Here is a 21,033-nt window from a genome sequence, read left to right as displayed (position 1 = left end):
GGAAACGTTCCCTCTCTTTCCGTCATGTCCAGCTCGTTAACTTCGCGTTCACCTTGCCAGCCCCTGGACTTTACCTAACGGCAGGCAAGCGGCAATCCTACCCAACGTCAGGACCAGGCAACCCTCGTCGACTCGGCGGAGGCTGCCCGCTCATAGACGGCAGCGGTCAGCCAGGCCTGAGCCAAGTGCTCGGAATCGTGCGGATCAAGTCGGCCGAAGACATCCCGCGTACGCCGTACGCCCGCCGCCGCGAGCGCCTCGACCACGGCGGCGGCGGTCGTCAGGTGGGCGGCGGCCAGGCGTCGGGCGTCCTGCTCGGCACCCGACAGGAGGGCCGCGCGGCCGGTGGCCACGACCCGTTCCAGCTGGTGCCGAACCAGGTGCAGCGGGGGCGCCGGACGGGGTGGCGGAGGTGGGTCGCACGGGGTCGGACCGGGGACATCCGCCCTGGTCAAGCGTTGGGCGCCGAGGTCGGCGTGGCCTCCGTACGACGGCGGGAGCCAGGCCGCGGCGACGGCCAGGGCATCGATCCGGGCCGGGCCGGTGAAACGCCCGATGATCCGTACGGGGTGGCCTTGGGCTTGCGTGGCGAGCAGTCGCAGGTTGCCTACGTAAGGCAGGGCGGGATCTTCGTGCGGCGCTTCGACGGCGATGGCCGTGCCTCTCCCCTCGGCACCTTCGGCTGCCGTGCCTGCGCCTATGACCTTGATCAACATCCCCCGGCGGTCGGTGCCGATAATCACACCATTGACGTACGCCAGGTCGTGTGCGGCGGGCCGTTCCTGGGCGGGCAGCGCGGCTGCGGTCAGCCAGCGGTCGACTTGATAGGCCAGCGGGACGCGCCAAAGAGCGTCGAGCGGCTCCTCGAACCAGCCTGCGCCCGGCGCGGAGACTGCCTGGCGAGCCCGGCCGTGACTGAGCCGCCCGGCCGCCGAGGCGTGGGCATTGATCGCGCGCAGCCCGGCTCGTGACAGGTTGTGGTGGCTGAGGCGCACCTCGCCCAGGTCGACCGAGGCCCGCGTGGCCGTGAGCGCGACTGACGGCTCGGCCGGCTTGACGTCGGACACCACCCAGACGCGGCCCTGGGAGTCGGCCAGGTAAGTCACCGCGCCGGCGTGGCCGGTCGCCGCTCGTACGGGCTCGGCGAAAAGCCCGAAGAGCCGCAGGTCGCCGACCGGTTGGTAGTCGCGTCGAGCCACCCCTACGGCCCGGCCATCACCGGTGGCCAGGCGATGACACGTGCCGAGGAGCTCACGCAGGTCGTCGGCCAGCTCGGCGCGCCGGAACGCCGGATCCTCACGCCGGGCGGCCCGCAGATGTTCGACCACACGCACGGTCGCCGCGGCGGCGGTGTGCAGGCCGGTCGAGCGAGCCTGGTGGGCGGCGCGGAGCAGCGAGGCCTGCATGACCGCCCCGCCACCGGGGACGCCTCCGGCCAGCATCTCGGCCGCAGCCGACCATAGGTGGTGAGCGGCTTGACGCTGGGCGGCGCTGACTTGCGGATGCCCGGTGGCCGCGGCCGGTACGGGGCCGGCTTGGCCGGGGACGATCGCCGTGGCCGCGGCACCGGGATCGGGCTGGGCGTCGGACTTACGCGCCGGTTCGGCATCGGAGCCACGCTGTTTCCCCGCACCGGCACCGGCGGCGACCGGCTCCAGCTCCGGCTTTAGCCCCGGATTCAACCTCGGCCCCGGCGCAAGCCCCGGATTTGACCTCGGCCCCGGCGCAAGCCCCGGCTCCGACCCCGACTCCCGCTTCAGCCCCGCACTCGACCTCGGCCCCGGCTCCGACCCCGACTCCCGCTTCAGCCCCGCACTCGACCTCGGCCCCGGCGCAAGCCCCGGCTCCGACCCCGACTCCCGCTTCAGCCCCGCACTCGACCTCGGCCCCGGCGCAAGCCCCGGCTCCGACCCCGGCTCCGGCTCCGGCTCCGGCTCGAAAACGGCGGGAGGCAGCGGCTCGGCATCAGCGGACGGCTTCGACTCGCCATCTGCTCCTGGCTGCGAATCGGCGGTCAGATCCGGGTCTGCGCCTGTCCCCGCCCGCGCGATGGGCGACTCCAGCCCGCCATCCACGGCTGACTCCAGCCCGGCATCCGTCGACAGCTTCAGTCCGGCATTTGCGGACGGCTCCGGACCGGCATTTGTGGACGGCTCCGGCTCGTCGGTGAGGATGGGGGCGGCGCTGAGGACTGCGGCGCGGTGCAGGCAGCGGGGAAACAGCAGGCAGCTGCAGACGGCGTCGGCCTCCGTGAGCACCGGGATCGTCAGTGTGACCGTGGTCTTGTCGTCGGGGTGGACCGTCACGGTGGTGCCGGTCGTGTCGGTGGGCCAGGCCGACGCCTGTTCGACGGCGGCGTCGAGGCGACCCTTGAGCCGGGCGGGCAGGGCGGCGACGGCCGCGGCGGTGACGGCCGGGTCGACCGGGGGCAGGCTCATCGGACCCGGTCCCCGATCCAGCCGGCCAGCTCGAGCGGGCTCAGCGCGGCCACCGGCATCCCCGCCGCGACGAGCTGCCCCGCCACGCCGGTGCTGTAGCGCGGCCGGCCCCGGTCGTCGAGGCTGGCGCAGCCGAGCAGGGTCATGCCGTCGTCGACCAGGGCCCGGGTGGCGCCGAGCAGGTCACCGATCGGGAAGCCCTCCTCGAAGTCGCTGATCGTCACGACCATCGTGCGCGCGGGCACGATGCTCATCTGCCGGGCGTACCGCAGCGCCGCGGCGATGTGCGTGCCGCCGCCGACGCGGATTCCCAGCAGCAGCGACAGCGGGTCGGTCACGCGGTCGGTCAGGTCGATCACCTCGGTCGAGAACGTGACGAAGTGCGTCCGCAGCGCGGGCACCCCGGCCAGCACCGACGCCGTGAGCGCGGCCCAGATCGTCGACTCCTCCATCGACCCCGACACGTCGACCAGCAGAATCACCTGCCAGTCGACGCTGCGCCGCCCGCGGCTGCGGAACACCGGCCGCTCCGGAACGATCCGCGGCCGCCCGGCGTCGTCGGCCCGTACGGTGTGCAGGTTGCGCCGCACCGTCGCCGCCAGGTCGAGCCGCCCCGTCGGCCGCAGCGTGGGCCGCGGCGTCCCGATGCCGGTCAGCGCGGGCCGGATCCGCCGGGCCAGCCGCGCGGTCAGCTCATCGGTGAGCCGGGCGACCAACGGCCGCAGCTTGGCCAACCGGGCCTCGGGCAGCCCACCGGCCAGCGAGAGCACCGCATGCAACAGATCAACCGACGCCCGTACGCGGTCAGGGTCGGCCGCCATCAAGGCGTCGAGCCGCCCCTTCTCGGCCGCCCGGGCCAGCACCTCGTCGCGCACATCGGCCCCGAACAGCGCCTCCACATCGGTCAGCCAGTCCCGCACCTCGGGGTAGGCGGCCTCCTGCCCACCCCCACCACCGACCGTGTACGCACCCTCGCCGCGCCCGGCCCCGTAGAGCTCGTCGAGCGCCGTCGCCAGCCGCCGTTGCCGCTGCGACAGCCGCTCACTCTCCCGCCCGAGCAACAGCCGCCACCGCTCCACCGCCCCGATCGCCGTCGCGCCGTCATCCACAAAGGACGAAAAGGCGGCCCCAGAATGGTCGGAATTCGCGGGTGGGACGGGATTCGCGGGCGTGGCAAGGTCCGGAGCCGTCTCCGGATTTGCAGGCGGCACAAGACTCGAAGCCGCCGGATTCGTGGCTGCAGGGTTCGGAGGCGTTGAGGGAGCCGGGATCGCTGCAGTTGCGGATGGAGTGCCCGTTGAAGCGGTCATGCCCCGGATCGCGGCGGCGCCCGCACGGTCGGCGGCGAGCCAGGCGGCCAGCGTGGTGGCGTCGGTGGGCAGTTCGGTCGAGAACTCGCCGTGTTCGGTGGTCACCGTTTGCAGTAGGCGGTCGCGGTCGGCCGGGGACAGGGCGTCGAAGCCGCCGCGCAGGGCGGGCAATCGGCGTACGAAGGTGTCGTCGGGCATGTCCTCGATGACGGTCAGCAGGGGCGTCAACGCCTCGCCGGGCGACTGCAACAGGGCACCGGCCACGCTCAGGGCGCCGCGGAGGCGGTCGGTGGCCTCGGCGCCGGGCAGGTCGGCCCACGACCCCAGGCGTACGCCGAAAGCTTGTGGCTCCTCGTGCCCCAGCAGCACCCCGACGGCCGCCGCGGCGCCGCGCATCAGGGGTGAGCCGTCGCGGGCCAGCGTCTTGATCGCGTGGCCGAGCCGGAGCCGGCGACCGGACTCGTCGGCCGACTGCACCAGGTCGAGCAGGGCCCGCGCGTCCTCCACGCGTTGCGAACCGGTCAGCCCACCGATCGCCGCCACCGCCGAGGCGTGCAACGTGTCGCGCGCCTCGGGCACGCCCGCGAGCGGCTCACCGAGATGACCGCGTTGGAGCCGCCCGAGCAGCCGCAGCGCCGCCACGATCTGATCGAGCGAACCCACCATTTCCCGTACGTCGGACAACCGCTCGCAGGCCAGCCCCGGCAGCCCGCACGCGGCCGCCTCCTCGAGCCCGTCCAGGGCCTGCTCGGCGGTCGGCCCGCCATCGCGTTGCTCGCGGCGGCGACGGCTCGCCAGCACCCCCTCGGCCGCCTGCGCGAGCGTCACGCCGTGCAACCCGGCAATGGCCAGCGCGGCGTCGGCCGTGGGCGTCCACTCCACCCGCCACGTGGTGGTCAGCGTCTCGCCGCCCGGCACCGGCCCCGCCGTGCCCGCACTGCCGTAGAAGGCGCCGCACGCGTTGAGCCGCCGGATCGTGTGATCCCGTTCCCGGTCGGTGGGCGACCGCATCGGATCGAGCCGGACGCGTTGCCACTTGTCCCCGGGACCGGCGAGCTTGAGCCGCTTCAGATCGCGCTCCACGGCCGGCCGCAACCCCGTGACGGGCGCCCCCTTGGGCAGGCGACCCCGCTGCCGTCCGATCAGGACGGTCTCCATGGCCTTCGCCACTCCACGGCCCACGCCCACGGGAGCGCCCTGCGCGAGCACGGTCTGCAACGCCTCGACAAGCTCACCACGACCGGGCGCGGGCAACGACCGCAGCGACGCCAGATCCCCGGCCAGCCGAGCCACTTCGGCCGCCTCGCCGGGCCCGGCCGGTTGCCCCTGCCCGCGCAACTCCCGAGCCACCTCGACGGCGAACCGGTCGGCCGCCCGCCGAACTCCCTCCGGCTCAGCTCCACACTCGAAAACGGCTTGCTGCCACCGCGGATCCCGAATCCCGGCCGGATAGCCGGACCGCGCATCAAGCAGATCAAACGTATAGGGCACAAGCGAAACAACAGGCCCAGCAGTCCCCGAGCCTGCGCCCGGACGAGCAAGCAAAGGGCCAGCGGGCGCGACGTCGCCAGACGCGGAGTCGCCGGACCCAGAATCAGCGGCCGCAGAACTGCCGGGCATGGCGTCGCCAAGCGCCGTGTCGCCGGGCATGGCGTCGCCGAGCGCCATGTCGCCGGGCACGGCGCCAACGGCAGCAGAGCCACCGGACGCAACGTCGACGGGCGCAGAGTCGTCGGGCGCAGAGTCGACGGGCGCAGAGTCGTCGGGCGCAGAGTCGTCGGGCGCAGGGCCAACGGCAGCAGAGCCACCGGACGCAACGTCGACGGGCGCCGAGCCACTCATCGCGGACTTGCCGGTCGCGGAACTAGCGCCCGACGCGGCCTCACGGGTGGCGGCGGTGTGGCTGGACCAGTGGGCGGAGAACGAGGGCGGGATCGGGCCGTCCAGGAGCGCGGGGGCGTGGAAAGCGCCGATGACGACGGAGACTCGGCCCTGCGTCAGGGCGAGGTGGCCTCTCATCCAGGCTTCGCGAGCCAAGTCGAGGTCGTCGATGTTCGCACGGGAGGCGTCGTGGCGTAGCGCCCAGCCGACGGCCAGCGCGGCTCGGCGCACCGACTCGGGCGAGTTCCCCGGCGCGGCGGCCTCGACCCATCGGTCCCACAGATCGTCACCGGCGCGCCCCGACAGGGTCGCCTGCACGGTCTCGCCGAGCGTCGGCCCCAACGCCGGAGCCGACAACGGCCCACCCGACGGCGGTCGGTCCGTCAGGGCGGAAGACGGCCCCACCGTTCGCTCGCCTGGCCCGGCAGACGTTGGCCCGGGCGACGGCTGAGCCGAGGGATCGAGCGACGGCACACCGGCCGGAGCGGGAAGGGCAGCCGCGTAGTCGTCCTGGCGGGCGGGGTCCGTCAAAGGCAGATCGCAGCAGATGGCGGGGATGCCGTGCTCGAAAGCCCACCGCAGGGCGGCCAGTTCGGGGCTGAAGTCGGCGAACGGGTAGAACGCGACCGGCCCGTCCACAGTGGCCGCGGCCAGCGCGACCGGAGCCGACAGCGCGGGGTCGGCCAGCCAGCGCAGCCATGGTTGCATCTCGGCCGGGAGCTCGACCAGCACCGTCGCCGGGGCGAAGGCGTCGAGCAGGGCCGGCACGGCGGCCGCCAGCACCGGGGAGTGATGGCGGACGCCGATCAGCTGGACGCGGGGGTCGTCGGCCAGCGCGGCTATCTGCGACCGAGGGTCGGTCGGCGCGGCTGTCTGCGACCGGGAATCGGTCGGCGCGGCGAGCTGCGACCGGGGGTCAGTCACGTAGCACGTCCCGGTGTTCCCACAGTTGGCGCCACATGCGCGAACCCGCCTCGGCCCGCCGGCGCAGGGCGCCGTCCCAGTAGGCCAGCAGGCGTTCGGCGTCGGCCGGGTCGTCCTTGCGGACCACGCCGAGCAGGTGGCCGGGCAGCAGCGACAGCGGGTCGGGGCCGGGCAGGTACGCCGTGGACAGCCCGATCGAGGCGGCCACCGCGACCGCCTCGGCCGTGCTCATCACCGACGACGGGCGTTCCACCTCCCAGCCTTCGGCGCTGCTGCCCGTACGCAAATCGCGGAACGCCGTCACCAGCGTCTCGAGCACCGCCTCGTCGATGCCGAAGGTGGCCCCGCCGCGTTCGACGGCGGAGCGGGCCTGGCGGGTCACCAGCGCCACCTCGGCGTCGAGGTCGGCGATCGGCGGCACCACCTCGAAGTTGAAGCGGCGTTTGAGCGCGGCCGACATCTCGGAGACGCCGCGGTCGCGCAGGTTGGCCGTGGCGATCAGGCAGAACCCGGGCACCGCGAAGTCCGTGGTGCCGAGCTCGGGCACGCTGATCCGGCGCTCCGACATGATCGAAACCAGGGCGTCCTGCACCTCGGGCAGGCAGCGGGTGATCTCCTCGACGCGGGCGACGGCCGCGGTGCGCATGGCGGTGAGGATCGGCGACGGCACCAGCGACTCGGGCGAGGGCCCCTGGGCCAGCAGCAGCGCGTAGTTCCAGCCGTACCGGAGCTGGTCCTCGCTCGTGCCCGCGGTGCCCTGCACGGCCAGCGCGCTCGTGCCGCAGACGGCCGCGGCGAGCAGCTCGGACAGCATCGACTTGGCCGTGCCGGGCTCGCCCACCAGCAGCAGCCCGCGCTCCCCGGCCAGCGTGACGACGCACCGCTCGACCAGGGCGCGCTCGCCGACGAACTTGGGCTCGATGACCCGGCCGTTGACCGGCGCGCCGCCCGAGCCGGCCACGAACGTGACCACGGCCCGCGGGGTGAGCCGCCAGCCGGGCGGGCGCGGGCCCTCGTCGGCGGCGGCGAGGAAGGCCAGCTCGTCGGCGTAGCGCAGCTCGGGCGGGTCGATCTGGCGGGCGGTCACGGCTTCTCCTCGAGGTCGCGATAGCGGGGCACGTCGCCGGCGGTGACCCGGGCCCAGGCCGCGGCGAACAGGTCAGGCAGCGGCTGCGCGACCGTCTGCGCCTTGCCCACACCGATCAGGAACTGCTCCTTCCAGCTCTCCACCGGCAGCCGCGGCGCGCGGGTCGCCTGCCAGCCGCCGGGCAGGAACACCGGCCGTCCGGCCCGTTCCCGTTTGGCCTGCACGAGAAGCTCGGCCGCGACGAGGGCCTGCTGCGCCTTGCGGACCGCGGCCAGCTTCCAGCCGTTGAAGCCCTGCACGGCCTTGTCGGTCGGGTCGGGCAGGGTGAGCACCTGCAAGTAATACGCCGCGGTGTCGGTGTCGAGCCCGTGCCGCTCGGCGACCTCGGCGACCACCTGCGGCGCGCTCACCCGGGGATCGCGCGGATCGCCGGTCGCACCCTCCGGTGTGGACACGAGCACGTCGACCCAGTCGGAGAGCAGCACGCGCAGGGCCGTGGCGGTCTCGTCGTCGACGAAGCCGAGCGCCGGATCGTCGGCGCCGGTCAGCTTGGCCGGGGCGACGTGGCAGCTGGCGTACGTGCCGTGCGGGCTGTGCACATACAGCGCCGGGCCGACCTCCGGCGTCCGGGCGTTGTCGAAGTAGCCGTTGCCGACGAGCAGGGCCGGGTTGGCGATTCGCGCCCGGGCCAGCCGCAACGCCTCGGGCAGGGCCGCCCGCAGCGGATCCTCCCAGCGCAGCCTGTATGCCAGCCAGGGCAACGCGACCGCCACCGCCTTCAGATATGGCTCGGCGAACGGCGTGCCCTCGTCGGCCCGGGTCATCAGTTGCCAATATCCCTCGGCCTCGCTGCGGCCGTCCGTGCTGAGCCAGTCACCCGCCTGGGGCCCGGCGATCGCCTGCAGCACGGCCGCCGCCACCGAGTCGTCGACCACTCGGGCGAAGTCGGCCACCAGATCTTCCGGTACGGGGATCTGGCGGCCCCGCAGCGCGATCCACTGCTCGGCGAGCGCGGTCACGTCGGGGCCGTGCGACCACAGGCCGGCCGGGTCGGCCGGCATCGCGGCGTCGAGCAGCGCCAGCCGTTGCCGGGCGGTCAGCTCGCTCAGCGAGGCCCGGGCCACCTTGGCGTGCGCGGCGCTCAGGCCCAGGGTCGTCCGCTGCTCGGCGGTCAGGAAGTTGGCCTCCCAGGCGGTGATGCCGGGCAGCCCGGCCAGCAGCAGAACGGCCTCGCCCCGGGTCATGCCGGTCGCCGTGGTCAGGGCGTCGGCCGCCTCCGGACGCCACGGCGCGGGGCCGCGCTCGGCCAGCAGGGTGAGGAACGTGCGCAGCCGCTCGCCCGTCAGCCGGCCGCCGACCGGGAACTCCCGGCGCAGGTTGACGCCCTCGGGCAGCGTGAAGACGCCGTCGGGCGAGACCTGGACCGCGTCCCGCTCCCAGCGCCGCCGGCCCTGGTGATAGTTCTGCTGCGGCGGGAAGAGGACGGTGAGCCGCTCGCCGTCACGCCGGACCTCCACTTCGCTCGCGCTCGCGCGGGGCTGGGTCAGCTGCACCAGCCGGGCCGGCGGGCCGTCGCCGGCCAGCGGGGTGCCGGCCAGTTCGCCCAGGAAGACGGCGAGCGCCTCGCGATCCGCCGGCAGCGTCGACGCGGCGGCGGCCCGCAGCGCGACCCCGCCCAGCCCGGCCAGCAGCCCCGTCCAGGCGGAGCCGACCGCGGGGATCTCGCCGCGCCCCGCGCCGTCGCGCAGCAGGGCGCCGACCAGGCGGACCTGCTCGAGGGTCTGATGCCGCCCCGAGCCGTTGCCGTAATAGACCCGGTGGCCTGAGGTGAGACCGTCCCACGCCTGGTCGAGGGCGTCGTCGGTGACCGACAGCGACGCGGGGGCGGCCTCGGGCACGGTGTCGAGATGCTCGGGGATCTCGGCCAGGCGGCGGCGCATGCGCACGGCCCGCGAGATCACCTCGGCCAGCCGGGCCCGGAGCGCGACGTCGGTGACCGCCGGCAGGTGGGCCACCAGGTTGGCCGTGACGGCCTTGTTGACCGCGGTCGTGCCGGTGACGTCGGCGTCGACCGTGAGCAGCCGGGCCGCGGTCTCGTCGTCGAGCTTGCGCAGGGCGGCCGAGCCGGCCTCGTCGCGGGTGCGCAACGCGTGCCACCAGGCCAGCGGGGGCAGGGTGGAGGAGCCCTCGTTGTGCTCGGCCAGCAGGTGCTCGCCGTCGGCCGTCCAGATCCGGGTGCGCGCGTGGGGATAGCCGTCGAGCTGGGTCACCGGCAGCACCTCGGCCGAGCCCGGCATCGTCACCGCACCCGAGAGCCGGTCGAGGTCGGTGCGCCCGACCCGATAGAGCGTCTCCTCGGTCAGGGTCACGCGACGGCCGTCGATGCCCACCCCCACCCGTACGCCCCCGGCCGTGGCCGAGCGCCAGCCGATCTGCCCGTCCCGCACGCCGAGCGGCGACGCGGCGAACTCGGGCACGGCCGGGCGCACCTGGCAGCGCTCGGCCGCCAGCTCCTCGCCCGGCGCGAGCCCGGCCAGGAACGCGGGAACGCTGTAACGGCCCAGCTCCCCCGTACGGGGATCGAACTCGCGCCACCGCCAGGCGCCTTCCTCCTGCTCGCACCGCCAGAACGCCTGGCCGTCGCTCGCCAGCGGGAAGATCTCGGCGGGGCCGCGCACGTCACCCGCGTGCACCGGACCCACGCCGGTGGTGAGCCCGCCGCCGGGCAAAGGCAGCGGTTGGGCGGGCACTCCCCAGCCCCGCCGGTGCGGGGTCCAGTTGTGCTCGTGCCGATCGTCGGGGCGCGACGCCCAGTAGGCGGCCGAGCCGTCCTCGGTCGTCCACGCGACGACCAGGTCGCCGTCGACGGAGAAGCAGGCGGTGTGCGGATAGTGCGCGCGGGCGTGCCGGTCGCCCTGGGGCGGGATGCGATAGACGTGCTCGGTGACCTGGCCGCCGGGCGTGACCACGTGGGCCGATTGGTCGTCGTAGAGCACGATCTCGGGCCAGGACTCGCCGATCCGCAAGTTTTTCTTCTCGCTCGCGGCCGCCTCGTACGCCGGCCAGACGAACTCGGCGGGCAGGCCGGCCCGCAGGGTGCGCGCGACGACCGTGGCCATGTCGACCTCGGTCAGCTCGCGGAAGCCGTCGGGCACCAGCGCCATGCCGGTCGGCGACCACAGCGCGGCCAGCTCGCTCAGCGAGACGTCGAGCCCGGCGACGGTGCCCGCGGCGGCCCGGCTGGTCTGCTCGCGCACGATCTCGGCGAGCACCTCGCGCACACCGGCCACGGCGAGCACCTGCTCCACCGTACGGACGGGAAGAGCGGGACTGGTGAGCGCGCTGCCCTCGCGGAGCCGGGCGATCGCGGCCCGCACCCCCAGTTTGAGCAGCGGCCGCAGGCGCGGGTCGGCGGCCAGCGCGGCCAGGTCACGACGGCCCGGCAGCTGGTCGCGAGCCCATTCGTCGAGGTCGAGCCCGCCCCGGAAGTGACCCTCGGGGATGGCGACCGGCACGCCGCCGGCCAGGCACAGGTCGAGCACGTCGAGCTCGACCCGGTAACGGTGGGGCGCGAGCTCGACCTCCCCCTCGGTCAGCAGCCGCGGGATCATGCGCTCGACCAGCCCGAGCAGCCGGGCGTTGCGCTTGACGCCGCGATAGCCGGAGCCGCGGGACGCGAGGAACCGTTCGAGCCAGCGGGCGGAGCGGCCGTCCCACGTGCCGGCGCCGGTCAGCTCGTCGGCCGTGCCGGCGGCCTCCAGCAGCTCGAGCCACTGCTCGGTGATGTCGGTGTCCCAGCCCGGCGGGTCGGGGAAGATCTCGAGCAGGCGGAACCGGACGGCGGCGTCGCGCTTCGCCAGCCGGACGAGGCTCTTGCGATACGCCTTCCACACCGACGGATGCGAACGGGCCATCGCGGGATAGGTCAGCAGCTGGGTGACGACCTCGTCGGCCTGCTGCTCGGCGTCGAGCCCGGCCGCCTTGGCCAGCCGGGCCAGGTCGGCCGCCATCGACGCGTGCGGCGGCAGACCACCGGCGACCCGGCGCAGGGCAAGAGTGCGCACCAGCTCGTACGCCTCGGCGGGGTCGCGGCGGCCGGTGACGCCGCGCCCGTACTCGGCCAGCATGGCGGCCGTCAGCGCACCGGCGAAGGCGAACTCGAGGTGCACGTCGCGCACCCTGTCCTCGTCGATGACCAGCCCGTGCACCTGCTCGGCGCGGCGGGCCTCGGTGAAGCAGGTGCCGGCCATCCGGGCGTTCTCGGCGGCCACGAAGGCGCGGCCGGCCTGCTCCCAGAAGGTCGGCAGGAACTGCGGGGCGGCGGCGCCGAGGCGCTGGGCCAGGCCGTCGTAGCCGTCCTTGGCGTTGCCGGGCTTGCTGCGGGCCGTGCGGGCCAGCCGCTCCATCTCTTTGACCAGGGCCAGGGCGTGACGGCCGTTGGCCGGGTCGTGCACGAGGGCCCAGGCCGGGAAGCCGAGCGCCTGCCGCCGGGCGTGGCCGACGGGGACGGGCGCGGCGGCCGGGGCGAAGCCGAGGAACTCCATCGAGATGTCCTCGGCCGGGCCGACAGTGGCGCCGACCAGCCGGACGACCGTGCGGTCGTCGAGCACCGGGTGGGTGTAGGCGCGGGCGGTGACGGTGTCGAGCCCGCCCCCGGACGGTTCGCCGGCCAGGATCGCCCCGGCCTCCAGCAGTGGCTCGCTCATCGGTCACCCTCCTCGTCGGCCACGCGCCCGGCGTGCAGCGTGGCGGCCATCCGCATGCCCTCGGACCAGGCCACCGGCGGAACGTCGGCGGCGGCGATCGGATCGCCGGACGCGTCGGCGAAGCTCAGCTCGGAGGTCGACGCCTCGACGCCGGGATCGCCGTCACCGATCCAGACCGAGGCGACGACTGTCGTGCCGCCCTCCCAGACCCGGCACACGGCCGTGCCGCCCTGCACGCGATAACCGGCCGAGGTGGCCCGCGACTGCACGTGGCGCAGCTCCTTGTAACGGGCCCCGGCGTAGCGCCGCAGTTCGGCGCGCCGCTCGGCCTCCGTCCCGGGGCGCCAGATCTCGCGGAAGAGCTGCAGCAGGCCCTGCTCGACACCGAGGTCGGCGGCGAACTCCCGCAGGTCGTCGAGGTCGGGAAGCCGTACGGGGTGGGGGATGGCCACGGCGGTGGCGGTGATCCGGGCGGACTCGCCGTCGAGGTCGACCACGCCCAGCCCGGTGGCCGGGTCGGCGTCACGCAGCAGGCCCGCGGCCGCGACATCCCACTCGCCGTCGGCGGTCAGCGGGACGACCACGGCGTCGTGCAGGACGGCCCGCCACGTCTCGTCGGCCCAGACCTGGGCGATGACCCCGGCCGGCACCGGCAGCGACCGGACCATCCACCGCTCCACCTCGCCCCGGCACGACGCATCGTGGCGGCGCAGCCACTCGACGAGCTGCCGCAGGCCGACGACCGCTTCGTGGTCCTTCAGCGCCTTGGGCAGGCTCTTGAGCGGTTTGCCCCCAGCACCCTTGCGCGCGACCACTTTGCCCTGGTCGACACTGATCTCGTAGTCGGTCCCGGCCGGCACCCAGCCCATCGGCACTCCCCCATCGGCGAACGTGCCGCGGATTGTGCCATCGGGGGCTGACACTTTTCCGGGCGACGCCCGAACGGCGGACGGGAGACGCTCACCGGCGGATCTGCCAGCGGCTGGTTCCAGTGGGATAGGCCCGGGTCGTGCACGGCGTCGCGGTGCCGTCGAAGATCTCGACCATCGACCCGTCCAGAAACAGTTGTGGCGGCACCAGGGGAGACGCCGGGACGTCGAACTCGGCCACCAGCGTGTCGTCGAGCCAGAGAGCGGTGGGCCCGGGCTCGAGCGGTGTGCCCGGTGGCAGCTCACGGGCGGGACGAGAGATCAGCACATCCCCGGCCAGGGTCAGCTCCCGGCAATAGGTCAGGCTGCCGGCCCAGGGCGCGCCGGGCGGCGGGTCCCGTTCCCACGCCCAGGCCCACATGAACGTACGGTCGGGCCGGGAGAGAACGTGCGGGGCGTAGAAGCACGGGCCGCGGTCGAGCAGGCCGCCCGCGACGGGTCGGAAGCGGGGGCCGGGCAGCGTCAGGTCGCCGACCAGATAGCGGACGCCGGCCGGCCTGCCGTGGTGCAACAGGGAAAGCAGCAGCACCCAGCGGTCGCCGAAGCGGATCAGGTTGGGGCATTCCCAGATGTTGGCCGGAGCGATCATGGCCGCCACCGGGTCGTCGCCGGGCAGCAGGACGCCCAGCTCGTGCCAGGAAGTGAGGTCGTCGCAGTCGTAGACCAGGACGCACGGCTGCCCGGCGGTGTGGCCCGCGCCCTGAAGCGCGTACCGGTGGCCGAACGCCTCGAAGACGTACGGGTCGCGGGCGTGACTGATGGCCGGGTCGTCCGGCTGGCCGGCCACCGGGGTCGACGTCTGCTCCCACGTGCGCATCGAGCGGTCGCCGCGGGCCAGCAGCACGACGGAGCGATAGGAGTCGTCGGACACACCACTGTAGATGGCCGTCGGCACTCCCCCGTCGTCGACGACACAACCGCTCCAGCACCCGTACGCATCGGGCCGGCCCGGCCGGTTGGCCAGCGCGATCGGCTCCTGGCGCCAGGAGACCAGGTCGGCCGAGCTCATGTGGCCCCACTTGATCGCGTCGTGCACGGGCGCGTCCGGGTTGTGCTGGAAGAACACGTGATAGCGGCCGCCGGCGAAGAAGCAGCCGTTCGGATCGTTCACCCAGCCCCGCTCGGGCCGCCCGTGCCGACGCGGAAAGCCGGGTCCACTACCCCCTCAGCTCGCTCTCGAAGCGATCCTGGTCCCAACGTTCGGCGACTGCCTGGCGCACCAGGTCGGCCTGCGTACGCGGGGCCAGGCCGTCGATCGGCTGGTCACGGTCGAGGTTCGCGGGGAAGGCGTAGCCCTCGGCCGACGCGGCGATCACGTTGTCGACCGAGCCGGCGTGGTCGAGCAGCACGGGGTAGAGCGCGGACACCATCGCCGTACGGTCGACGGTTTCCATGGCCCGGCCGAAGCCCGACGAGACCTGCAGCAGGTTGGCCATCCGGCGTACGGCGGAGGATCTGTTGGTGCCGGCGCCGTGGAACAAGGCCGGATTGAAGAACGCGGCGTCGCCCTTGCTCAACGGCAGTTGCACGTGGTGCTGGTCGAAATAGCCGGTGAAGGAAGGCTGGTGGAACGCGATGTAGCCCGGCGGGTACTTCTGCGAGTGCGGCAGATAGAGCGTCGGGCCCGTCTCGACCGGCATGTCGACGTGGGCCACCGCGCCCTGCAACGTCAGCGCCGGTGACAGCGTGTGGATGTGCGCCGGGTAGCGCAGCGCCTGCTCCTGCGACATGAACCCGAGGTGGTAGTCGCGGTGCGCGACCTGCGCCTGGCCGCCCGGGTTGACCACGTTGACCTGCGACGTCACCTGATAGCCGGTGCCCAGCCAGGCCTCGCAGACCAGCGCGAGGGTGTCGTTGTCGTAGTACTCGGCGAAGGCCCGCGGGTCACGCAGCGCGAACTTGTCGATCGCGCCCCACACGCGGTCGTTGGCGCCGGGCTGCGCGAAGTGGTCCCCACCGCGTACGCCGGAAGCCTTTTGCTCCTCGATCAGATCGGCGAACACGGCGGTGGCCCGGTCGACCACGGCGGGCGCGAAGGCCGAGGTGAAGACCACGATGCCGGGGCCGTCGCGCAGCGCCCGGATCAGCTCGCCCTGGATCTCGCGGGTGCCGGCCAGGTCGCCCGGATAGATCAGCACGTTGTCGACGACGTCGGTCGCGTGCGGGTAGTCGGTCAGTTCCGTCTTCTGCTCGCAGACGGCCCGGAAGTCCTCCAGGCGGCAGTCCGCGGCGGTGAACCAGGTTGTCATGCCGTTCACGCTAGGGTCCGGCGCGAGCCGCCGGGCCCTTGAGAACCCCTCAAAAGGCCCTCATCGTGAACGCATGAGGCACCCGTACCGGATCCGCGAGATCGCCGTCCAGGCCGGGCTGAGCGAGGCCACCGTGGATCGGGTGCTGCACCGCCGGGGCGGGGTGCGCGAGAGCACGGTCCGCGAGGTGCGCCGGGCCATCGAGGACCTGGACCGGCAGCGCGACCAGGTGCGCCTCGGCGGCCGCACGTTCCTCGTCGACGTGGTCGTGCGGGCGCCGGCCCGGTTCTCGGCGGCGATCCGGGCGGCGATGGAGGCCGAGCTGCCGGGGCTGCGTCCGGCGATCGTCCGGGTCCGCTTCCACGACGGCGGCGACGTCGTGGGGACGCTCGCGCGGTTAGGACGTACGGGATCGCACGGGGTGGTCTTGAAAGCCCCGGACACGCCCGAGATCGTGGCCGCGACCCGCGCGTTGGCGGTGCCGCTGGTGACGCTGGTGACCGACCTGCCGGCGAGCCCGCGGATCGCGTACGCGGGCATCGACAACCACGCGGCCGGGGCGACCGCCGCCTATCTGATCGAGCAGTGGCTGGGCGACCGGCCGGGTTCGGTGCTGGTCGTGCGCGCGCACGAGTCGTTCCGCGGCGAGGACGACCGGGCCGCCGGGTTCCGGGCCGAGATCCGCCGGCCCGTCGTCGAGTCCGTCGACGAGGCAACCGCCCTGCGCGCGGCCCGCGAGCAGCATCCGGACATCCGGGCGATCTACTCCCTCTACGCCGGTGCGGGCGGCAACACGGCCGTGGTCGAGGCGTTCCAGGGCCACCCGTACGGGGTCTTCATCGCCCACGACCTCGACCGGGAGAACACGATGCTGCTCCGCGAGCGCAAGCTCTCCGCCGTCCTGCACCACGACCTGCGTACGGACCTGCGCCGGGCCTGCCACGCCGTGCTGCAGGCCCACGGCGCGCTGCCCGGCCCGGTGCGCACCAACCCGTCGGCCGTGCAGGTCATCACGCCGCACAACGCGCCGCCGGTCGAGTTCTGACTTGACCCGTACCTTGGGGTACGGGTTTAGGGTCGCGGCATGCGGGTGGGTGAACTGGCGCGCCGCACCGGGACGACGGTCCGGGCGCTGCGCTACTACGAGGCGGCCGGCCTGGTCGTGCCGCGGCGGCTGAGCAACGGCTACCGCGAGTACGAGCCGGTCGCCGAGCGGCAGGTCGCGCAGATCCGCGAGCTGATGGCGCTGGGCCTGTCGGTCGAGGAGACCCGCCCGTTCGTGGAGTCGATCGCCGCCGGGCAGGACGTGTGCGCGGCCGCGCTGGCCACGTTCCGCAGCACGGTGACCGGCCTGCAGTCCCGGATCGGCGAACTGACCGCACAGCGGGATGCGCTCGACGCTCGCATCGACGAGGCCGCCCGCCAGGTCATCACCACCGCACCTTTCTTAGATGCCGACCCGGGCTCACTGGCCGGCCGCGCGCTGCCGCCGCTGAGCTTCTACGCCACCGACGGCCGCCCGGTCGACCTGTCGGCGCTCGGCACCGGCCGTACGGTGGTGTTCGTCTACCCCCTGACCGGCCGCCCCGGCGTCGACCTGCCCCGCAGCCTCCTCGAGGTGCACGGGGCTCGCGACCAGGCGCTGTGGCTGCGCGACCACCACGCCGAGATCCTGGCCGCCGGGGCCGCCCGCGTCTACGGCCTCTCGGCCCAGTCGACCGGCTATCAGCGCGAGCTCGTGCACCGCCTGCAGCTGCCCTACCCACTGATCCCCGACCCGCGGCTGACCCTGGCGGCCGCCCTCGGCCTGCCCACCCTGGCCGAGGGCACCCTCTACGACCGCCTGACCCTGATCGTCACCGACGACGTCGTGGAACACGTCTTCCACCCGATCCGCGACCCGGCCTCCCACGCCCTCGAGGTCATGCGCTGGCTGGCCCGCATGTCCTAGTTCGATCGGTTCGGCGGCTTTCGCCGATTTATTCGCCAGCTGTCACAGGCCGAACAAGAGGCGGCACCGTCCGTAAAGATGTCTCGGTGGACACGACGACAGCGCTGATCTTTCTCCTGGTCGCCCTGGTGATGATGAGCCTCGTCGCCATGCTGCTCTTCGGCCCGTCCCGACGCCGGTGACCCGTCAGTCCGTTCCCCCGGCTACCTGCTGATCACAGTCGAGCACCGACCCGGTCACCACACCGCTGCGGGGCGACAGCAGGAACACCACGAAGTCGGCGATCTCGTCTCCCTGCGCGAGCCGGCCCATCGGCAGGGCCCCGGGTGCCGCCGCTGACCAGCACCAACCGCGGCCTCGGCCGGGGCTTCGAGCAGGGATGAGATCTCGTCGTCGAGGCGGACCAGGGTCAGGGAGGCGCCGGCCATGTCGAGGGACGTGCAGTATTCGCCGACGTAGCTGCGGCCGACCGTGATGCCTTGGGCGGTCAGGCGCTGGCTGGCCCGGCGGAACAGGATGTAGAGCTCGCTGATCGGCGTGCCACCGAGCCCGTTGATCATCAGGGCGACCCGGTCGCCCGAGCGGTAGGGCAGGTCGGGCACGACGGCGTCGAGCAGGTCGTCGACGATCTGGTCGGCCGCGGCCAGCTTGCGGCGTTCGCGGCCCGGTTCGCCGTGGATGCCGACGCCGAACTCCATCTCGTCGCCGCCCAGGTCGAACAGCGGGGAGCCCTTCGCGGGCGGCGTGCACGCGGTCAGCGCGACCCCCATCGTACGGGTGACGTCGTTGACCTTGCGGCCGATGCGGAGCAGCTCGTCGAGGTCGGCGCCCTGCTCGCTCGCCGCCCCGACCGCCTTGATGACGAAGAAGTTGCCGGCCACGCCGCGCCGGCCGACCGTGTAGAGCGAGTCCTGCACGGCGACGTCGTCGTTGACGGTCAGGATCTCGCAGCGGATGCCGTCGGCGTCGGCCATCTCCTTACCCATGTCGAAGGCCATCCGGTCGCCGGTGTAGTTGTTGACCAGCAGCAGCACACCCTTGGGCGAGGCCAGCAGCTTCGCCGTCTCGTAGACGTAGTCCATCGGCGGCGCCGCGAACACGTCACCGGGGCAGGCCGCGTCGAGCATGCCCTTGCCGACCACCATCACGTGCGCGGGTTCGTGCCCGGAACCGGAGCCCTGCACGATCGAGACCTTGTTCTCGCTGGGCGCGGCGGCCCGCATGATCAGGTTGTAGGCGGGGACGTATTTCAGTGTGTCCGGGTTGGCGAGGGCGATCCCCTCGAGCATCTCGGGCACGAAGTTCTTGGGATCGTTGACGAACTTTTTCACGACGAAGCTCCTTCTCCAGGCCAGATCTCGCTGATCCGTTCGGCGATGACAGCCACCGCCATCGCTCCGGCGTCGACCGATCCCCTGCTGCGTTCGCCGGTGTACGCAGCACGTCCCCGCTTGGCGACCATCTCGCTGGTGGCGTCGGCCGCTTTGCGGGCGGCTGACGCGGCCTCGGCCAGGGGACCTCCGGAAAGAGCGTTGGTGAACGGCACCAGCGCGTCCAGCAGCGTCTTGTCGCCCACATCGGACTGCCCGCGCGCCTTGATGCCCTCGATCGCCGCCCGCAGCATCGCCACCACCTGGTCGCCGGTGAGGTCGGCGGAGTCGCCCGCGGCCCCGCCGGCCCGCATGAACGCGGTGCCCCAGAGCGGTCCCGACGTGCCGCCGATCCGGGAGGCGATGACCATTCCCGTACGTTTGAGGAACGCGCCCGGGCTGCTGCGGTCGAGGTCGTCCCAGCCCTCCAGCAGCTTCTCGAACCCGCGGGCCAGTGAGTAGCCGAAGTCGCCGTCGCCGACCACCGAGTCGAGGTCGCCGAAGTACTTCTCGTTCCCGATCGCGGTCTCGGCGATAGTGCGGACCACCAGTTCCGTGCTGGCCAGGCTCATCGGGGCTCCTCCAGACAGGCGCGCATGTCGTCGAGCGTCACGTAGTCGCCGGGCCGGGCCGCGCCCCGGTTGGCCAGCACCTCGATCGGCGTACGGCCGGGGTCGCCCAGTTCCGAGACCACCAGCACGCTCTCGTCGAAGCTCTCGCCGCGGGTGTAGTCGTTGACGGTGACCAGGCAGCGCAGCCCGGCGCCGGTCGCGGCCAGCAGCCCGTTGCGCGAGTCCTCGATCACGAGCGTCCGCGCGCGGTCCAGTCCGAGGCGGGCCACCGTCAGGTCGTAGATCGCCGGGTCGGGCTTCTTGGCCGGCACCACGTCACCCGCGAAGACGGGAATGCTGTTCGGGCCGACCGCCTTCTCGAGCACGGCCCGGACGGATTCCTCGGCCGACGTCGACGCCACGGCCACGACCCAGCCCGCGTCGAGGGCCGCGTGGATGATCCGCGCGATGCCGGGCCGGGGCGGGACGCGGCCGTCGGCGACGAGCTGCTTGAACGCGGCCGTCTTCGCCTTGTGCCAGGCCAGCAGCAATTCCGTACGGTCGGCATCTCCCACGGCCGCCGCGAAGGCCGGGTCGGCGAACAGGCTCGCCATCCGCTCCTTGCCCCCGCCGATCTTGAGCTTCTCGCCGTACTCCCGCTCGGTCCACCGCACCGGCAGCCCGAACCGCTCGAAGGTGGCGTTGAAGGCGGGCAGGTGGCCGTGGCGTTCGGTGTCGGCCAGCACCCCGTCGCAGTCGAAGACGAGCGCGGTCACCAGGCCCGCCCCGATCCCCCGAAGAGCCGGATGTGCTGCTTGGCCATGTCGACCACGGCCGCCCGCTGGGCCCGGAACAGTGTCGGCGGGTCCCACTTGTTCCGCTCCTCGGCCACCCGCAACGACTCCAGACTCGACCGCAGGAAGCTCTCCTTGAGCGCCGTCGAGATGTTGACCTTGGCGCAGCCGCGGGCGATGAGGTCGGTGAACTGCTCGTCGGCCAGCCCGGTGCCGCCGTGCAGGGCCATCGGGATGCCGGTCGCCGCGACCAGGTCGGTCACCCGCCGCACGTTCAGGGCCGGCGCCTGCTTGTATTGCCCGTGCGCGTTGCCGATGGCCGGGGCGAAACAGTCCACCCCCGTACGCCGGATGAAGTCGACGGCCACCTCGAGCGACTGGACCGTCGACGCGTCGTCCGAGCCCAGGTCGTCCTCGACCCCCTGGATGCCCTCGATCTCGCCCTCGACATGCGCTCCCGTACGGCGTGCCTCGGCCACCACCTCAGTCGTCTGCTTGAGGTTCTCGGTCACGTCGAGCTCGTGCGCGTCGAACAGCACCGAGTTCCAGCCCGCGGCCAGGCAATCCGAGATCACCGTACGGTCGGGGCAGTGGTCGAGGTGCAGCGTGACCGGCACCTCGACACCGCGTACGAGGGCGTCGAAAATGCCCTTGAGCTGGGCGGTTCCGTACTGCTTGACGGTCTTGACGGAGGTTTGCAGGATGACCGGGGCGTGTTCCTCGACGGCCGCCGCCAGGACGGCCTCGATGCTCAGGTCGTTGACGATGTTGAAGGCCGCCACCCCGTACCAGCCGGTCAGGGCACGGTCGAGGATCTCCTTCATGGCGACGACGGGCATGCGC

General features: G+C 73.0%; 12 protein-coding genes and 1 pseudogene. 2 read left to right on the top strand and 11 right to left on the bottom strand.

What is annotated here, in order from left to right:
* Window positions 1–107 precede the first annotated feature (107 nt).
* From JKJ07_RS08030 to JKJ07_RS08000, 7 genes and pseudogenes are all read right to left on the bottom strand, one after another.
* Window positions 108–2,438 (bottom strand): hypothetical protein, encoded by a 2,331-nt coding sequence (locus tag JKJ07_RS08030; protein ID WP_202990585.1) that lies wholly within the window; start codon window positions 2,436–2,438, stop codon window positions 108–110.
* Window positions 2,435–6,553: a DUF5682 family protein gene (locus JKJ07_RS49695; protein WP_307834160.1), complete on the bottom strand. Its 4,119-nt coding sequence runs from the start codon at window positions 6,551–6,553 to the stop codon at window positions 2,435–2,437. Before JKJ07_RS49695 ends, JKJ07_RS08030 begins: the two co-directional genes overlap by 4 nt.
* Entirely contained in the window at window positions 6,546–7,640 is a 1,095-nt protein-coding gene (locus JKJ07_RS08020; RefSeq protein ID WP_202990584.1) for an ATP-binding protein, read from the bottom strand. Before JKJ07_RS08020 ends, JKJ07_RS49695 begins: the two co-directional genes overlap by 8 nt.
* Window positions 7,637–12,346: a hypothetical protein gene (locus JKJ07_RS08015; protein ID WP_202990583.1), complete on the bottom strand. Its 4,710-nt coding sequence runs from the start codon at window positions 12,344–12,346 to the stop codon at window positions 7,637–7,639. Before JKJ07_RS08015 ends, JKJ07_RS08020 begins: the two co-directional genes overlap by 4 nt.
* Window positions 12,343–13,215, bottom strand: a complete 873-nt coding sequence (locus JKJ07_RS08010) for a DUF4132 domain-containing protein (protein WP_202990582.1) — start codon at window positions 13,213–13,215, stop codon at window positions 12,343–12,345. The genes JKJ07_RS08015 and JKJ07_RS08010 overlap by 4 nt, the downstream gene beginning before the upstream one ends.
* A 91-nt stretch (window positions 13,216–13,306) precedes the next feature.
* Window positions 13,307–14,398 (bottom strand): annotated as a pseudogene (locus JKJ07_RS08005) (glycoside hydrolase family 32 protein); the annotation flags it as partial.
* 34 nt (window positions 14,399–14,432) lie between these two features.
* Entirely contained in the window at window positions 14,433–15,524 is a 1,092-nt protein-coding gene (locus tag JKJ07_RS08000; protein WP_202990580.1) for a phytanoyl-CoA dioxygenase family protein, read from the bottom strand.
* Window positions 15,525–15,597: 73 nt separating this feature from the next.
* Here JKJ07_RS08000 and JKJ07_RS07995 point away from each other — a divergent pair, with 73 nt between their 5' ends.
* Together JKJ07_RS07995 and JKJ07_RS07990 are read left to right on the top strand one after the other, a co-directional pair.
* Window positions 15,598–16,569 (top strand): LacI family DNA-binding transcriptional regulator, encoded by a 972-nt coding sequence (locus JKJ07_RS07995; RefSeq protein WP_202990579.1) that lies wholly within the window; start codon window positions 15,598–15,600, stop codon window positions 16,567–16,569.
* A gap of 39 nt (window positions 16,570–16,608) precedes the next feature.
* Window positions 16,609–17,475 carry a MerR family transcriptional regulator gene (locus JKJ07_RS07990; RefSeq protein ID WP_202990578.1) on the top strand — a complete coding sequence of 289 codons (867 nt, stop codon included), beginning with the start codon at window positions 16,609–16,611 and terminating at the stop codon, window positions 17,473–17,475.
* 236 nt (window positions 17,476–17,711) lie between these two features.
* Here the strand turns inward: JKJ07_RS07990 and dhaK are convergent, their stop codons facing one another.
* Genes dhaK through JKJ07_RS07970 form a run of 4 tightly spaced genes read right to left on the bottom strand, consistent with a single transcriptional unit; the run spans window position 17,712 to window position 21,029 of the window.
* The gene (gene dhaK, locus JKJ07_RS07985; protein WP_202990577.1) at window positions 17,712–18,806 is read right to left on the bottom strand and encodes a dihydroxyacetone kinase subunit DhaK; all 1,095 of its coding nucleotides are present in this window, start codon (window positions 18,804–18,806) and stop codon (window positions 17,712–17,714) included.
* Complete coding sequence (gene dhaL / locus JKJ07_RS07980; RefSeq protein WP_202990576.1) at window positions 18,803–19,417, bottom strand: dihydroxyacetone kinase subunit DhaL; 615 nt, start codon at window positions 19,415–19,417, stop codon at window positions 18,803–18,805. The genes dhaK and dhaL overlap by 4 nt, the downstream gene beginning before the upstream one ends.
* Window positions 19,414–20,172 carry an HAD-IA family hydrolase gene (locus JKJ07_RS07975; protein ID WP_202990575.1) on the bottom strand — a complete coding sequence of 253 codons (759 nt, stop codon included), beginning with the start codon at window positions 20,170–20,172 and terminating at the stop codon, window positions 19,414–19,416. Before JKJ07_RS07975 ends, dhaL begins: the two co-directional genes overlap by 4 nt.
* A complete protein-coding gene (locus JKJ07_RS07970; protein WP_202990574.1) occupies window positions 20,169–21,029 on the bottom strand; it encodes a class II fructose-bisphosphate aldolase in 861 nt (286 codons plus the stop codon). Before JKJ07_RS07970 ends, JKJ07_RS07975 begins: the two co-directional genes overlap by 4 nt.
* Between the last annotated feature and the right edge of the window lie 4 nt (window positions 21,030–21,033).

This window comes from Paractinoplanes lichenicola (assembly GCF_016785085.1).
In the GTDB taxonomy this organism is placed as follows: Bacteria; Actinomycetota; Actinomycetes; order Mycobacteriales; family Micromonosporaceae; genus Actinoplanes; species Actinoplanes lichenicola.
Note: the sequence above shows the minus strand (reverse complement) of the source record. Positions and strands in the feature narration are given on the sequence as shown.

What these genes read in the sequence shown, in the direction of transcription:
- JKJ07_RS08030 (WP_202990585.1), bottom strand. Translation starts at nt 2,438, where the DNA reads ATGAGCCTGCCCCCGGTCGACCCGGCCGTCACCGCCGCGGCCGTCGCC.
- JKJ07_RS08015 (WP_202990583.1), bottom strand. Translation starts at nt 12,346, where the DNA reads ATGAGCGAGCCACTGCTGGAGGCCGGGGCGATCCTGGCCGGCGAACCG.
- JKJ07_RS08010 (WP_202990582.1), bottom strand. Translation starts at nt 13,215, where the DNA reads ATGGGCTGGGTGCCGGCCGGGACCGACTACGAGATCAGTGTCGACCAG.
- JKJ07_RS08000 (WP_202990580.1), bottom strand. Translation starts at nt 15,524, where the DNA reads ATGACAACCTGGTTCACCGCCGCGGACTGCCGCCTGGAGGACTTCCGG.
- JKJ07_RS07995 (WP_202990579.1), top strand. Translation starts at nt 15,598, where the DNA reads ATGAGGCACCCGTACCGGATCCGCGAGATCGCCGTCCAGGCCGGGCTG.
- JKJ07_RS07990 (WP_202990578.1), top strand. Translation starts at nt 16,609, where the DNA reads ATGCGGGTGGGTGAACTGGCGCGCCGCACCGGGACGACGGTCCGGGCG.
- dhaL (WP_202990576.1), bottom strand. Translation starts at nt 19,417, where the DNA reads ATGAGCCTGGCCAGCACGGAACTGGTGGTCCGCACTATCGCCGAGACC.
- JKJ07_RS07970 (WP_202990574.1), bottom strand. Translation starts at nt 21,029, where the DNA reads ATGCCCGTCGTCGCCATGAAGGAGATCCTCGACCGTGCCCTGACCGGC.